At 67.2% G+C, this 15,080-nt stretch carries 13 protein-coding genes; 3 read left to right on the forward strand and 10 right to left on the reverse strand.

What is annotated here, in order from left to right; translation table 11 throughout:
• The first annotated feature begins 18 nt into the window (after nucleotides 1-18).
• A complete protein-coding gene (locus tag VX037_RS04785) occupies nucleotides 19-720 on the forward strand; it encodes an NAD(P)H-dependent oxidoreductase (RefSeq protein WP_268899909.1) in 702 nt (233 codons plus the stop codon).
• Between the two features lie 74 nt (nucleotides 721-794).
• On the opposite strand, the gene pgl is transcribed toward VX037_RS04785, so the two are convergent.
• The 5 genes from pgl to tkt are packed head-to-tail and all read right to left on the reverse strand — an operon-like array spanning nucleotide 795 to nucleotide 7,260.
• Nucleotides 795-1,526 carry a 6-phosphogluconolactonase gene (gene pgl, locus VX037_RS04790; protein ID WP_235722055.1) on the reverse strand — a complete coding sequence of 244 codons (732 nt, stop codon included), beginning with the start codon at nucleotides 1,524-1,526 and terminating at the stop codon, nucleotides 795-797.
• Entirely contained in the window at nucleotides 1,526-2,446 is a 921-nt protein-coding gene (locus tag VX037_RS04795) for a glucose-6-phosphate dehydrogenase assembly protein OpcA (protein ID WP_235722054.1), read from the reverse strand. Before VX037_RS04795 ends, pgl begins: the two co-directional genes overlap by 1 nt.
• A gap of 49 nt (nucleotides 2,447-2,495) precedes the next feature.
• The gene (gene zwf / locus VX037_RS04800) at nucleotides 2,496-4,034 is read right to left on the reverse strand and encodes a glucose-6-phosphate dehydrogenase (RefSeq protein ID WP_235722053.1); all 1,539 of its coding nucleotides are present in this window, start codon (nucleotides 4,032-4,034) and stop codon (nucleotides 2,496-2,498) included.
• Between the two features lie 6 nt (nucleotides 4,035-4,040).
• Complete coding sequence (tal, locus tag VX037_RS04805; RefSeq protein ID WP_235722052.1) at nucleotides 4,041-5,159, reverse strand: transaldolase; 1,119 nt, start codon at nucleotides 5,157-5,159, stop codon at nucleotides 4,041-4,043.
• Between the two features lie 4 nt (nucleotides 5,160-5,163).
• Entirely contained in the window at nucleotides 5,164-7,260 is a 2,097-nt protein-coding gene (gene tkt / locus VX037_RS04810) for a transketolase (RefSeq protein WP_235722051.1), read from the reverse strand.
• A 385-nt stretch (nucleotides 7,261-7,645) separates the two neighbouring features.
• Between tkt and VX037_RS04815 the strand changes: the two genes are divergently transcribed.
• Nucleotides 7,646-8,626, forward strand: a complete 981-nt coding sequence (locus VX037_RS04815; protein ID WP_372474963.1) for a heme o synthase — start codon at nucleotides 7,646-7,648, stop codon at nucleotides 8,624-8,626.
• Between the two features lie 58 nt (nucleotides 8,627-8,684).
• On the opposite strand, the gene VX037_RS04820 is transcribed toward VX037_RS04815, so the two are convergent.
• A complete protein-coding gene (locus tag VX037_RS04820; RefSeq protein ID WP_266062247.1) occupies nucleotides 8,685-9,653 on the reverse strand; it encodes a quinone oxidoreductase family protein in 969 nt (322 codons plus the stop codon).
• 110 nt (nucleotides 9,654-9,763) lie between these two features.
• Between VX037_RS04820 and VX037_RS04825 the strand changes: the two genes are divergently transcribed.
• On the forward strand, nucleotides 9,764-10,141 hold the full coding sequence (locus VX037_RS04825) for a hypothetical protein (RefSeq protein WP_328713392.1): 378 nt from the start codon (nucleotides 9,764-9,766) through the stop codon (nucleotides 10,139-10,141).
• A 40-nt stretch (nucleotides 10,142-10,181) separates the two neighbouring features.
• Here VX037_RS04825 and VX037_RS04830 read toward each other — a convergent pair whose 3' ends face one another.
• The 4 genes from VX037_RS04830 to mptB form a co-directional block, all read right to left on the reverse strand.
• Nucleotides 10,182-11,261 (reverse strand): COX15/CtaA family protein, encoded by a 1,080-nt coding sequence (locus VX037_RS04830; RefSeq protein ID WP_328713393.1) that lies wholly within the window; start codon nucleotides 11,259-11,261, stop codon nucleotides 10,182-10,184.
• Nucleotides 11,258-12,052 (reverse strand): ABC transporter permease, encoded by a 795-nt coding sequence (locus VX037_RS04835; protein ID WP_328713394.1) that lies wholly within the window; start codon nucleotides 12,050-12,052, stop codon nucleotides 11,258-11,260. Before VX037_RS04835 ends, VX037_RS04830 begins: the two co-directional genes overlap by 4 nt.
• Complete coding sequence (locus VX037_RS04840) at nucleotides 12,049-12,993, reverse strand: ABC transporter ATP-binding protein (RefSeq protein WP_235722046.1); 945 nt, start codon at nucleotides 12,991-12,993, stop codon at nucleotides 12,049-12,051. The genes VX037_RS04835 and VX037_RS04840 overlap by 4 nt, the downstream gene beginning before the upstream one ends.
• Nucleotides 12,994-13,137: 144 nt before the next feature.
• Nucleotides 13,138-14,946 carry a polyprenol phosphomannose-dependent alpha 1,6 mannosyltransferase MptB gene (gene mptB, locus VX037_RS04845; protein ID WP_442903637.1) on the reverse strand — a complete coding sequence of 603 codons (1,809 nt, stop codon included), beginning with the start codon at nucleotides 14,944-14,946 and terminating at the stop codon, nucleotides 13,138-13,140.
• Nucleotides 14,947-15,080: the final 134 nt, after the last annotated feature.

Below are 15,080 nucleotides of genomic sequence, written 5' to 3' on the forward strand. Positions count from 1 at the left end.
GTCTGTGTTGCACCCGGCATGAAGGCCTTGTGGGTGAGTGCACATCCCGATCGCGGGTCCCTCAACTGCCATCTCCATCAATTCGGTGTGCGGGCTCTGCACGCCGAGGGGTGGCAGGTGACCGAATCCGATCTCTACGCGATGGACTGGGACCCGGTTCTGCGCGAGGAGGGCGGGGCCGACGTCGAAACCGAACAGCGCAAACTGGCCGATGCCGACCTCGTCGTGCTGCAGTTCCCGCTCTGGTGGTACGGCATGCCGGCGATCATGAAGGGATGGATCGACCGGGTCTTCGAGCGCGGTTTCGCCTACGACGTGATGGATCCGGCCACGGGGCGAGCCCGAAAGTACGGCGACGGCGGGTTGGTCGGACGACGTGCGCTGACGATCGTCACCGCCGGCGACCGTCCCGGTAGCCTCGGCCCGCGCGGGATCAGCGGCGACATCGAGGACGTGCTGTGGCCTACGCTGCACGGAACCCTCTGGTACACCGGGATGTCCGCACTCCGTCCGCATCTCATCACCCAGGCGCGCGACGTGAATGCGTCCACCATCGAAGGGGTCGAACGCGAGCTGGCCGACAGACTTCGCAGTGTTGCCGACGAGGAACCGATCGGATTCCTACCCCTCGACGAGGAGTTCTACGATCATCCGATTCGATTGTGCGAGGGTGTCTCACCTGGGCTCACCGGCAACGCCGCTCATCGCTTCGTGACGTGACCGGGGCCTGACGACGTGTACCCGCCGGCCGCCCAGTTGGTCCATGCGAAGAGCATGGCCCGACGACGACCGCCTCAGAGGCGCGACGCGGCGGGACGATCCAGGAACCAGACCGTCTCGTCGGTTCCGTGCGCACCGGCGCAGGGCCAGTCGGCTGCGTGCGCGCCGGTGTGGGCTGCCGCGACCGCCTCGGCCTTGTCCTCGCCGGCAACCAGAAACCACACCGCCTTGCTGCGGTTGACCACGGGGAGCGTCAGGGTGATGCGTCGGGGTGGCGGCTTGGGCGAGTCTTCCACGGGGACAACAATCTTCTCGGTCTCGGCGGTGGCCGCGGTGTGCGGGAACAGCGAGTTGATGTGACCCTCACCGCCCATCCCGAGCAGGTGCAGATCGAAATGCGGCACACGGCCGGCACTGGTCCGCGTCAACACCGATGCGTACGAGGCGGCGGCGGCCTCGATGTCATCGCCGAACTCGCCATCCGACGGTGCCATGGCGTGCACTCGCGCCGGGTCGACCGGAACATGATCGAGCAACGCCTCGCGCGCCTGTCCGTAGTTGCGCTCCGGGTCGTCGGCGGGCACGAATCGGTCGTCGCCCCAGAACAACTCGATCCGTGACCAGTCGACGTCACCGCTGTCGGCCGCCAACGCACGCAGGATCGCTATCCCGTTGCTGCCGCCGGTCAACACGACCGAGGCGACACCGTGGTCGGCCTGGGCCTTGGTGACCAGATCCACGAATCGACTGGACGCGGTCGCGACCAGGTCGCTCTTGTCGTCGAACACCAGGGTTTCCGGAATCATCAGGCGACCGCCTGTCCTTCGAACTCCACGTCCACCACACCCTGCAGTGCCAGTGCGTAGACGTCGTCGGTGTCGAGGCGACGTAGTTCCTCGGCCAGCAGAAGAGGCAGTTCGCGGCGGGTCATCGCGACGCGCCCGTCGGGTTTGCCCGGCATGCTCAGCACAGCGTTGTTGTTCATGTCGAGCGAGAGGACGGTCGGGCCGTCTTCGCGCATCAGACGGACCTCGAAGCTTCCCACGGTCCGCCGGGTCGGCACCGACAGCGCCGACCGTAGCCAGCCCGCGAGCAGGTCGATGCCGGGGGAGTCGGCGGGGCCTGCCACCACGACCTCGGTGAGCGGCGTGTGCGGCGGTCGATCCGCTGCCGAGGCCAGCAGGGCCCGCCAATGGGTGATCTGCGTCCAGGCGAGATCGGTGTCACCCGGCGAGTACGTGGCCAACCGCCGGGCAAGCACCGTCTTGGGATTGGCACACCGGTTGGCGTCGAGGATGCGACGGCGCCCGAGTGAACCCATCGGATCGGATGCCGGCGCAGTGGGCGCCTCGCCGGGCCACCACACGACAACCGGTGTGTCGGGCAACAGGAACGGGGTGACCACCGAGCGCGGGTGATCGGCGAGTTCACCCTGTAGCGAGAGCAGCACCACTTCCGACGCCCCGGCGTCGCCACCCACCCGAATCTCGGCATCGAGCCGGGAGTCGGCAGAGCGATCGCCGCGGGTCACCACGATCACTCGGCTCGGATGCTCACTGCTGGCACCGATCGCGGCCTCGATGGCACCTTCGGTGGGTTCGCCGTGTTCGGCACACACGACCAGCGTGAGCACGCGACCGAGACTGATGGCGCCGCCGGCCTCCCGGACTTCGACGATTTTCTTCGCGACATCGGTGGTGGAGGTGTTGGGCAACTCGACGATCATCGTCAGCCATTCTGTCGTTGGTCTACCGGCGGATGCACGGGCGTCGCGGTCATGGTCGGCGCCAGGTTCGGCCGACGCGCGACATCATCTCGTCGGCGGACGCCGGGCCCCAGGTCCCCGACTCGTAGGTGTCGGGCGTGCCGGACTCGGCCCAGTGTTCTATGACCGGGTCGAGTATTTTCCAGGAGAGTTCGACTTCTTCGTTGACCGGGAAGAGCGACGGCTCACCGAGCAACACGTCCAAGATCAGTCGCTCGTAGGCCTCCGGCGACGCCTCGGTGAACGCGGTGCCGTAGCTGAAGTCCATGTTGACGTCGCGGACCTCCATGCTCGACGCCGGCACCTTGGACCCGAACCGAAGGGTGATCCCTTCGTCCGGCTGTACTCGGATGACCAGCGCGTTCTGGCTGAGTTCCTCGGTCATGGTCTTGTCGAACGGCAGATGGGGAGCCCGTTTGAACACGAGTGCGATCTCGGTGACGCGGCGTCCGAGGCGTTTGCCGGTGCGCAGGTAGAACGGGACACCGGCCCAGCGTCGGGAGTCCACCTCGAGGGCGATCGCGGCGAAGGTCTCGGTGGTCGAGTCCTTCGCGAAGCCCTCCTCATCGAGCAGTCCCGGCACCTTCTGGCTGCCCTGCCAGCCACCGCCGTACTGCCCTCGCGCGGTGTTTTCGTCGAGCGGCTCGATGTTGCGGGTCGCCGCGAGCACCTTGATTTTCTCGTCCTGCAGTTGCTTGGGTTCGAAGGAGATCGGTTCCTCCATGGCGACCAGCGCCATCAGCTGCAGCAGATGATTCTGGATCACGTCACGTGCTGCGCCGATGCCGTCGTAGTAGCCGGCGCGGCCGCCGAGTCCGATGTCCTCGGCCATGGTGATCTGCACGTGGTCGACGTAATGCGAACTCCACAGCGGATCGAACATCTGGTTGGCGAAGCGCAACGCCAAGATGTTCTGCACCGTCTCCTTGCCGAGGTAGTGGTCGATCCGGAAGACCGACGACTCGGGGAACACCCCGTTGACGATCGCGTTGAGTTCCTTGGCCGATTCCAGGTCGTGTCCGAACGGCTTCTCGATCACCACGCGACGCCAGTGGTCGCCGTCTTCCTTGGCCAGGCCGCTGCGGTCCAGCTGCTCGCAGACCGTGGGGAAGGCCTTGGGCGGGATCGACAGGTAGAACGCGTGGTTGCCGTCGGTGCCGCGTTCCTTGTCGAGTCCTTCCAGGGTTTCCTTGAGGCGGTCGAACGCGCTGTCGTCGTCGAAGGCACCCTGGACGAACCGGAAGCCTTCGGCGAGTCGCTCCCACACCTCCTCGCGGAACCCCGTGCGTGCGTGATCGCGCACCGCGTCATGGACGACCTTGGCGAAGTCCTCGTCGTCCCAGTCGCGCCGAGCGAAACCGACAAGCGCGAACGACGGCGGTAGCAGACCCCGATTGGCGAGGTCGTAGACCGCCGGCATCAACTTCTTGCGGGCGAGGTCGCCCGTCACGCCGAAAATGATCAGGCTGCACGGGCCCGCGATCCGTGGCAGCCGCTTGTCCTGGGGATCGCGGAGCGGGTTGTTCCAGGTGGTACCGCCGCCGGGCACGCGCGGTCAGCCCTTCGCGGCCGTGAGCTGCTCGGCGGTGGCGTCGAGCAACTCGTTCCACGACACCTCGAATTTCTCCACGCCCTCGTCCTCGAGGACCTTGAAGACGTCGGCGACGTCGATGCCGACAGCGGCGAGACTGTCGAAGACCTCTTGCGACTCGTTCGCCAGGCCGACGATGGATCCGGTGTTGACCCAGCCGTGATCGGCGAACGCATCCATCGTCTTGCCCGGCATGGTGTTCACCGTGTTGGGGGCGACGAGTTCGCTGACATACAGGGTGTCGGGGTAGTCGGGATTCTTCACCCCGGTCGACGCCCACAGGGCACGCTGTGGGCGGGCGCCCTGCGCGAGAAGGTCGGGGAAGCGGGACTCGACCTCGAAGACCTCCTGATAGGCCTGATAGGCGAGTCGTGCGTTGGCCAGTGCGGCTTTGCCCTTGAGGTCGGTGGCGGCCGGGGTACCGATGGCATCGAGACGCTTGTCGACCTCGGTGTCGACCCGCGAGACGAAGAACGAGGCGACCGAATGGATGGTCGAGAGGTCATGGCCCGCTGCGGCGGCCGCGTCGAGGCCGTCCAGGTAGGCGTCCATCACCTCCTTGTACCGCTCCACCGAGAAGATCAGCGTCACGTTCACGCTGATGCCCTCGGCCAGGGTGCGGGTGATCGCGGGCAGTCCGGCCTTGGTGGCGGGGATCTTGATCAGCAGGTTGGGCCGGTCGACGATCTTCCACAGTTCGACGGCCTGTGCGACGGTGGCGTCGGTTTCGTGGGCCAGTCGCGGATCCACTTCGATCGACACGCGCCCGTCGACGCCGTCGGACTCCTCGAACACCGGTGCGAGCACGTCGCAGGCGTTGCGTACGTCGTCGGTGGTGACGGTCCGGATCGTCGCGTCGACGTCGGCTCCGCGCGCGGCCAGCTCGTTGACCTGGCCGTCGTAGGCGGTTCCCTTCGACAGGGCCGCCTGGAAGATGGATGGATTCGTGGTGACTCCGACGACGGATTTGGTCTCGACCAGTTCCTTGAGGCCACCGGAGGAGATCAGTTCTCGGGACAGGTCGTCGAGCCAGACCGAGACGCCGGCCTCGGACAGTTCTGCCAGCTTTGCGTTCTGAGTCATGCTGCTATCCCTTCACGTTGGCGATCGAGCGTTGTGCGGCGGCGACGGTGGCGTCGGGTGTGATGCCGAACTCGGTGTACAGCGTCTGGTAGTCGGCGGATTCCCCGTAGTGCTCGAGTGAAACGCATTCGCCGAAGCCGCCCACGATCTTGTGCCACGACATGGCGATACCGGCCTCCACCGAAACGCGCGCCTTGACCGTCGGCGGCAGTACCTGATCGCGGTAGTTCTGGTCCTGACTTTCGAACCACTCGACGCATGGCATGGATACGACCCGCGCGCCGATGCCCTGCGCCTCCAGCTTCTGGCCGGCGGCGACGGCGATCTCGACCTCCGAGCCGGTGGCGATGAGGATCACGTCGGGGACGGGTGTGGATGCCTCGACGAGGACGTAGCCGCCCTTCTCTACGCCCTGGGCCGAGGTGTTCTCCAACACCCCGACCTTCTGGCGGGTCAGGCACAGACCGACCGGTCCGCTGCTGCTGGACTTCTCCAGCACCGTCTTCCACGCGAACGCGGTCTCGTTCGCATCGGCCGGACGGACCACGCTGAGATTCGGGATGGCGCGCAGGGCCGACAGGTGTTCGATCGGCTGGTGGGTGGGTCCGTCCTCGCCGAGCCCGATGGAATCGTGGGTCCACACATAGATCGGATCGATGTCCATCAGCGAGGCCAACCGGACCGCCGGACGCATGTAGTCACTGAACTGCAGGAAGGTGCCACCGTAGGCGCGGGTCGGTCCATGCAGCACGATGCCGGACAGGATCGAACCCATGGCGTGCTCCCGGATGCCGAAGTGCAGCGTCCGCCCGTAGGGCTCGGCATCCCAGTCGGCGTTGGAGATCGAGGTCGGTCCGAAGGACTTCGCGCCCTTCATGGTCGTGTTGTTGCTGCCTGCGAGGTCGGCCGAACCGCCCCAGAGTTCGGGCAGCACGGGGGCCACGGCGTTGAGCACGTCACCGGATGCGGATCGGGTGGCGACCGAGCCGCCGGGTTCCCAGCTGGGCAGCACGTCGGACCAGCCGGCGGGTAGCCGGTCCTGGCTGACCCGATCGAACAGCTCTTTGCGCGCCGGTTCGCGTTCGACCCACGCGTTGAACGACGACTCCCATTCCTGGTGCGCCGCCCGACCGCGGTCGACGAGACCGCGGGTGTGCGAGATGACCTCGTCGCTCACCTCGAAGGACTTGTCGGGGTCGAAACCGAGGATCTTCTTGGTCGCCGCAACCTCCTCGGCACCCAACGCCGAGCCGTGCACGCCACCGGTGTTCATCTTGGTGGGTGCCGGGTAGCCGATGATGGTGCGCAGCAGGATGATCGACGGTCGGTCGGTGACCGATTTGGCCTCGGCGACCGCGGCCTCGATGGCGGCCACGTCCTCGCCGCCCTCGACGACCTGGACGTGCCAGCCGTATGCCTCGTAGCGCTTGGCGGTGTCCTCGGAGAGCGCGATGCTGGTGCCGTGTTCGATCGAGATCTCGTTGTCGTCGTAGAACAGGATCAGGTTCCCCAGTTGTTGGGTACCCGCCAGCGACGACGCCTCGGAAGTGACGCCCTCTTCGATGTCGCCGTCGGAGGCCACCACGTAGATGTAGTGATCGAACGGGCTCTCACCCCACGCCGGCTCGGGATCGAACAGACCCCGTTCGCGGCGAGCGGCCATCGCCATGCCCACCGCCGACGCCAAGCCCTGTCCGAGCGGTCCGGTGGTGATCTCGACGCCACGGGTGTGCCGGAACTCCGGGTGGCCCGGGGTCTTGGATTTGAAGGTGCGCAGCGCCTCGAGATCGGCCAATTCGAGGCCGAATCCGCCGAGATACAGCTGGATGTAAAGGGTGAGGCTCGAATGGCCGCAGGACAGCACGAAGCGGTCGCGCCCGACCCACTCGGTGTCGGCGGGGTCGTGGCGCATCACACGCTGGAACAGCGTGTAGGCCAGGGGAGCGAGACTCATCGCGGTGCCGGGATGGCCACTTCCGCATTTCTGGACGGCGTCGGCGGCCAGTACCCGCACGGTGTCGACCGCGCGGGTGTCCACGTCGGTCCAATCGTCGGGGTAAGCCGGCTGGGTCAACGCGCGAATGTCATCTGTCAGCGCCACGGTCGTGGTGTCTCCTGTGCCTAGTCGGTGCGATCCGATCGCAGGTTGTCTGGTCCTGCCATCAACAGTATGTACAAGTCCACAAGGTGCTCGACGGTGTGATTCGCACGACCATCGCCCTGTCGGCGACGTCGCCACGATGGCGGGGTGCAACCACACCGGCCGCGAGTACGGCAGCCACGTCGTCAAGCCTAGTCGCCCTCGCTGTGCGACTGCGCGTCGAGTTGCCCGAATGGACCCGGGAGGCGATTCTTCGATCGCCCGACCCACCGTCTACCATGCTCTGTAGTAGCCCCTCGTCGAGTTCCGCGCCGAAGTATCCGAATCCGCCGTGCTCCGACGTCGTCGGGGCAGACGAGGAGAGGCCGTGAGGATTGGGGAACGTGTGAGCGGAGATCTGTCCGCTGCATCCCGCGGGTCCCATGGGTCGGTCGCGCCGGCACCAGCCGCCGCGGGGGACTCGTTCTTGGCCCGGTCGAAGGCGACGGTGCTCGCCTACGTCGCGCTCACCAAACCGCGGGTCATCGAGCTTCTGTTGGTGGCCACGATCCCGGTGATGCTGCAGGCCGACCGTGGCCACGTCGACATCGCGTTGATCGCCGCCACCCTCTTGGGTGGCTGGCTCGGCGCGGGCAGTGCCAACACCCTGAACATGGTGGCCGACGCCGACATCGACCAGAAGATGAAGCGCACCGCGCGCCGGCCGCTGGCGCGTCACGCCGTGACCACGCGCAACGCGCTGATCTTCGGCATCGTGCTGTGGATCGCGTCGTTTGCGGTGCTGTGGTCGGCGGCGAATCTGCTCAGTGCGCTGCTGGTCACCGCGACCATCGCGTTCTACGTAGGCGTCTACACGATGATCCTCAAGCGTCGCACCTGGCAGAACGTGGTGTGGGGCGGGGCCGCCGGATGTATGCCGACCCTCGTCGGCTGGGCAGCGGTGACCGGATCCATCGGCTGGCAGCCGATCGTGCTGTTCTTGGTGATCTTCTTCTGGACACCGCCACACACCTGGGCGCTGGCGATGCGCTACAAGGAGGATTACCGGGCGGCCGGCGTGCCGATGCTGCCGGTGATCGCCACCGAGGAGCGCGTCACCCGCCAGATGGTCCTCTACACCTGGGCGACGGTGCTCAGTTCGCTTGCGCTGATCGCCGGCACGAGTTGGATCTACGCTGCGGTCGCGGTGCTCTCCGGCGGCTGGTTTGCCAGCCGTGTGCACAAGCTGTACAGGGAGACCCGGGCCGGTGCCGAAGTGGCGCCTTTGAAGATCTTCCTGCAATCCAACGAGTATCTCGCCATCCTGTTCTGCGGTCTCGCCATCGATGCGGTGGTGAACCTGCCGCTGATCACCAGCTACTTCTGACCCCTCCGCATCCTCGCCGGTCGGCATCAGTCGCCGGGCGGTGGCGCCCAGACCGGGGTCAGCCCGGGATCAGCACGGTCGTTCCCGTGGTCAGGCGTGACTCCAGCGCCCGGTGTGCCTCGGCGGCGTCGGCGAGGCGATGGCGCTGTCCCACCCGGATGTCGATGTCACCGTCTGCGACAGCACCCAGGAACTCGCCGGCGCGCCAACGCAGTTCTTCGGTGTCGGCTATGAAGTGCCCCAGGGTCGGCCGGGTGACCGACAGCGAACCGGCCGGATTCAGACGCTGCAGATCAAACGGCGGAACCGGTCCGGACGCCGCGCCGAAGAGCACGATGATGCCGCGTACCGCGGTCGATGCCAGCGATTGTTCGAAGGTGTCGGCCCCCACACCGTCATAGGCCACCGACACCCCGCGGCCGTCGGTGAGTGACCGAACTTCCTCGGCCAGCGCGTCGCCGTATCGCACCACGTGATCGGCGCCTGCCGCTCGGGAGAGGGTCTCCTTGTCGTCCGAGGACACTGTCGTGATCACCCGCAGGCCACGACGCTTGGCCATCTGCGTCAGGATCAGACCGACTCCGCCGGCGCCGGCATGGATCAGCACGGTCTCACCCGTGGCCGGTCGAGCACTCCCGTCGAGTAGGTAGTGCGCGGTGAGTCCGCGGAGCATGGCCGATCCGGCGACATCGTCGGCCACCCCGTCCGGGATCGGCACAGCGCGGGCGGCGGGCACCGCGACCAGTTCGGCATAGCTGCCCGGCGCGTCGACCCAGCACACCCGTTGTCCGACGACCACATCGTCGACGTCGGCGCCGACCGCGGTCACCTCGCCGGCGCCCTCCGTGCCGGGCACATACGGCGGCACCGACGGGTAGAGGCCGCGGCGCAGGTAGGTGTCGATGAAGTTGACCCCGACCGCGGCGGTGCGCACGATGACCTCTCCCGGTGCGGGTATGGGGTCATCGACGGTGCCGAAATCGAGGACGTCGGGGCCGCCGTGGCGGACCACCTGGATTGCACGCATGGCACCGTTGTACCCCATCGGCCGAGAGGTGATCGCGCGTGCCATGCGCAGCGTGCCGGCCACCGGTGGGTCGACATCACGGCGGGTGGGCACCGGTATGCTCAAGCACCATGAGCGATCAGCCCGCAACCGATTCCGTCGACGCCTCCGCCCCCGCCGTCGAGGTGCCGAACGACGTCGTCGCGTCCATCAAGGGCTTCGTCGAACGCGAGGGGGGTTCGGCGAAGGTGGTTTTGCAGCCGATCGGCGCAGCCGGGGTACGCATCACGCTGGTCGGTGAGAGCGGAGGCATCCTCGGCGACCGCGTGGTGTCCGACATGGCCGTGGCCCACGTCGTGGTTGCGGCGGTGGACGGTCTCGAGACCGCAGAGTGGGACCGTGACCTCACGTCGGCGGCGAATGTCTCACCGTCGCACTACACGAAGATGGCGGGTTGGGTGGCCAACCAGAAGCGCTTCCCGAAGCCGCGTAATCGGGCGATTCTGTGAGGTTCGCGGTCTGCGTTCCGGCGCGGGCCTTGCGGGCGCTCTAGCGGCGACGCTCGGCCCGCAGGGTGCCGGCGGTGGCCGACACCTCCCCGTCGTCGTGCACCGATTCCCGGTCCACCGGCCGTGGACGGTCGCCGAACCGCAGGATCATCCACGTGGCGGCGATGAGCAGCAACGCGCTCACCGTCATGTGCGCGATCACCAGGGCGATCGGCAGACCGGTGTTGTACTGGACGACACCCAGCACACCCTGCAGGGTGATCAATCCGAGCACCACATCGGCCGTTCGGCGTTCGGGCTGGCGCATCAGGTGGGTGACCACCGCGAGCGCCACGGCAAGACCGATGAGTACGAAGACCCCGTCGGCGTGTAGCTGGGTGGCGTTGTCGGGTGCCAACCCGTTACGGGGGGCGTCGGCATCACCTGCATGCGGACCGGAACCGGTGACCACGGTGCCGAGATAGATGACCACCCACACCACGAGATATTGCAGCCACGCGAGCCGATGCCCCAGACGTGACGCGAGGTCGGCGACCGGTGTTGCAGCGGTCCGCGGACGCATCCGGTACACCAGCACCGTCGCACCGGAGACCAGCACCATCGACAACACGAAGTGCAGCGAGACGACCCAGGGGTTCAGCTGGGTCAGCACGGTGATCCCGCCGATGACGCCCTGAAAAGGGATGCCGAGGGCGAGGAGTGCGGCGAGCCAGCGGTCGCGGCGCTCGGAGCGGGCGTATCGGTACACAGCGGTGAAGGTGGCGATCGCGATCACCACCAGTACCCAGGTGAGCATGCGATTGCCGAACTCGATCACCCCGTGCATGCCCAATGCGCCGTGGGGTACGAACGAATCGTCGGTACAGCGCGGCCAGGTGGGACATCCGAGTCCGGAACCGGTCAGTCGGACGGCGCCGCCGGTCGCGACGATCCCGACGTTTGCGACCAGCAGTGCGATGCTCCACAGCCACACGAAACGAGCGGTCGGGTGCCCGAAGCCCGGAACCCGCGTGAACCTGCCGGGCCGGTCGGATGTCGATGCCGACGTCTCGGTCGCCGATGTCTCGGTTGTCGAAGGATCGGCAGCCGATCCGGCCGGCCGCGTGTTGGACGTTGTCATTCGAACCGGAACCACCTCACCGCGGGCACAGCGGCCACCGCCGCCCATGCGAGCAATACACCTATGCCGAAGAAATCGATCGAACCCGCGGTCGCCTGGCCGAGGGCTTCGGTCAATGCGCCGGATGGGACGGCGCGGGCGATCCACTGCATCGCGTCGGGAACCCGATCACCCATCACCACCAAGCTGCCGACACCGACCATCGCGAACCACAGCAGGTTGCCCAGCGCCAGCACGACCTCGGCCTTCAGTGTGCCGCCCAGCAGCAGGCCGAGCGCCGAGAAGGTGATGGTCCCGACCGCGATGACAAGCGCTCCGAGGACGATGCCGAGCGCCGATGGTCGCCAGCCGAATGCGAGACCGATGGCCCCGAGGATGACGGCCTGCAGGGCGACCACGAGCACGACCGCGATCGACTTGCCCGCGATGATGCCCCAGCGGGGGATCGGTGTGGCGCCCAGTCGTTTGAGCGCGCCGTACCGTCGGTCGAAGCCCAGGGCGATCGCCTGGCCGGTGAAGGCCGTCGACATCACCGCAACCGTCATGATGGCCGGGACGAACGTGGTCGCCCGTTCGGCCGTCGACGCGCCGAGGTCAGTGTCCAACGGCAGCAGGCACAGCCCTACCAGCAGCGTGATCGGGATGAACATGGTGAGCAGCAATTGCTCGCCGTTACGCAGCAGCAGCTTCAGTTCCATCCGCGACTGCGCGACGAGGATCGTCGGCAGCGATGACGCGCGTGGGCGAGGTGCGAACGTGCCGGGGGCGAACCGATTGGCGGCGGTGGTCATGAGCGCAGCGCCCGCCCGGTCAGGTCGAGGAACACGTCCGACAGGCTGCGGGTCTCCACCCGCAGATCGGTGGCGAGCACATCGATCTTCGCGAACCACGCGGTGACGGTCGCCAGGACCTGCGGACTCACCGGCCCCCGGACCAGATAGCTGCCCGGCGCCGTCTCCGTACAGCGATAGCCCTCGGGCAATGCCAGCAGCAGAAGTGAGACGTCGAGGCCGCGGGGTGCGGAGAATCGCAATTCGTTCTCGGCGCCGCGGCTGGTGAGGTCGGCAGGTGTCCCGGCGGCGACCACCCGACCGTGGTCGATGATCACCACGTCGTCGGCGAGCTCCTCGGCCTCATCCATCAGATGTGTGGTCAACAGCACCGCCACCCCATCGCTGCGCAGGCGATCGATCAGTTCCCACACCAGGATCCGGGCGTGGGCGTCGAGGCCCGCGGTCGGTTCGTCCAGGAAGACCAACTCCGGTCGTCCGACGATCGCGCACGCCAGTGACAGCCGTTGTTGCTGGCCACCGGAGAGTCGACGAAATGGTGTCCGCGCGCAATCGGCGAGACCCAGCACGTCCAGCAACCAGCCGGGATCGACGGGGTCGGCGCTGTAGGACGCGCAGAGTCGGAGCATCTCCTCGGCCCGCGCGCCCGGGTACGCGCCACCGCCCTGCAACATGACGCCGATGCGCCGCCGCAGTTCATCGTTGTTCTCGATGGGGTCGAGGCCCAGCACTCGGACGGAGCCGGCGTCGGCGGTCAGAAAGCCCTCGCAGACCTCGACGGTGGTGGTTTTCCCGGCACCGTTCGGCCCGAGCAGCGCGAGGATCGAGCCGGGCGCGAGGTGGAGGTCGAGGCCGTCGACCGCGGTGTGCGTGCCGTATCTCTTGACCAGGCCGGTGACGTGCAGAGCCGGTGTGGTCCTCGCGGCGCGATCGGTGTTCATCGGGCGACCGTCGGCCGACCGTTGCTCATCTCGCCGATCATCGCCGTGGTACCGCTCCCGCATCGTCGTGCCGTGCACACCCGCCAGAGTATGCGGAGGGGGCCGTCGGCCAAAAATTGCGTCGAACCGAGGAATCGCGTCGGTTCAGCCGGTGTGCGCATCGTCTCGTGCCGACTCCCGGTCGCGGTGGGCGCCGCGCCGCGCCCGCCACCAGCGCTGGATCGGCAGATCCTCGAAGAACAAGGCGGTCATCACCGCGACCATGATCACGCCGGCGAGAAGTCCTTGTGCCAGAACCACTCCGCTGGTGTTGGAGCTGGTGGGCATCACCACGATGGCGATGATCGCCGATACCGCGATGGTGGTGATGCGGAACCACGGGCGGGTCGCCCACGCTGCCAGTGGGATGACCGCCCACAGGAGATACCAGGCCTGCACGAACGGGAAGAAGACGACCACTGTGGCCATTGACACACCGAGTGCGCCGAGTGGATGCAGCCGTCCGCCGAGGCAGGCGAGCATCCATCGGACGATGAACACCGCGGCGATCAGTTGGCCCAACGGTCGACCGACCTCCAGGATCGCCTGCGTCTGATCGCCGAGACCCAATGCGACGCCGAGCCGGCCGGTGGTGACCGACAGCAAGGTCGGCATCGACATCCAGGAACGCACCACGTCGCCGGTGGACAGGGTGCTGGTCCAGCCGAACCCGAGGCCGGTACCGACGCAGATGCCCACCATCACCGTCACCAGCACACCGGCCAGGGTGGCCGCCGAGGCAGCGAGCGCGGCGATGGATCGACGCGATCGATCCCACCACTGGCGCACCGGTGCGTGACGCAGCGCGGGCAGGTACGCGCCCCAGCGTTGGGCGAGCGCGATGCCGACGAACCCGAGTGCCAGCATCGACGTCACCTTCACCATGGCCGACGCGGAGATCACCGCGGTGCCGGCGATCAGGATCCAACCCGCCGACGATGGCCAGATCGACCCGGGTCTGCGTAATCGATCGCTGCCGTAGATGGCGCGGAAGCACAGTTCGAGACCCACCAGCATCATGCCGAGCATCAGGGCTTCGTTGTGGATGCCGCCGACGAGATGCAGGATCAGCAACGGGTTCATCGCACCGAGCCACAGCGCGGCCACCGAGGACACCCCGCAGCGGCGGGCCAGCCGAGGCAGTGCCCACACGATCAGCGCGATGCCCACCAACGCCAGCAGCCGATGCAAAAAGATCGCAGCGGTGATGTTCTCCCCGGTCACAGCGGTGATGCCCTTGCCGAGCCAGAGGAACAGGGGGCCATAGGGGGCCGGGGTGTCGCGCCACAGGTTGGGCACCGACCGCGTCAGTACGTGGTCGACCCCGAGGCCGCGCACCGGGCTGATCACGTAGGGGTCCATCCCTCGGAACGCGATCGCGCTCTGTGCCAGATACGAGTAGATGTCCTTGGACAGCAGTGGCGGTGCGACGATGATCGGCGCGATCCACAGCATCAGGGTGCGGTCGGCTTGTCGGCGGGTCATCCGACGGTCGGGGCTGCGTCCGTGCAGGACCTCCACACCGAACCGTCCGACGGCGAATCGGCCGATCAGCAGCCATGCCACCACGAGCATGATGGTGCCGCCGATCGACAAGGTCAGCGCCGTGCTCCACATGCGGGAGGGCAGCGAGAGCACCCGCATACCGGCCACCGGGTTCTGCAGCACGGGAATCGCGCCCGTGCCGAGCGAACCGATCAGCAGCAGAACCGACCCGGTGGCGCCGAACAGCTTGATGCGCAGCAGCCGACGGTTCTCCGCTTCGTTGAGCGGGCCGACTTCGCGCTCGTCGTCATGGAGCCGGGCGACCGTCCTGCCGTAGTCGCCGCGCCGTTCGGTGGCGTCATCGGCGGCGCCGTTGTCTCGGCGGGGGCGGGACCGGCGCAGGCCGAGGTAGTCCACTGCCCCCCGCAGGCGCGGACCCAGCGAACGGGCCCGACCACCCGTCACTGTGGTGTCTGGCACGCCGACGACTCTAATGCCCCGGGTGGTCGCGGCGGATCCGCCACAGACAGACGGGGCGCGAACCGGTCGGATTCACCACACTA

The sequence above is a fragment of the Gordonia sp. Z-3 genome (assembly GCF_036233855.1).
Lineage (GTDB): Bacteria > Actinomycetota > Actinomycetes > Mycobacteriales > Mycobacteriaceae > Gordonia > Gordonia tangerina.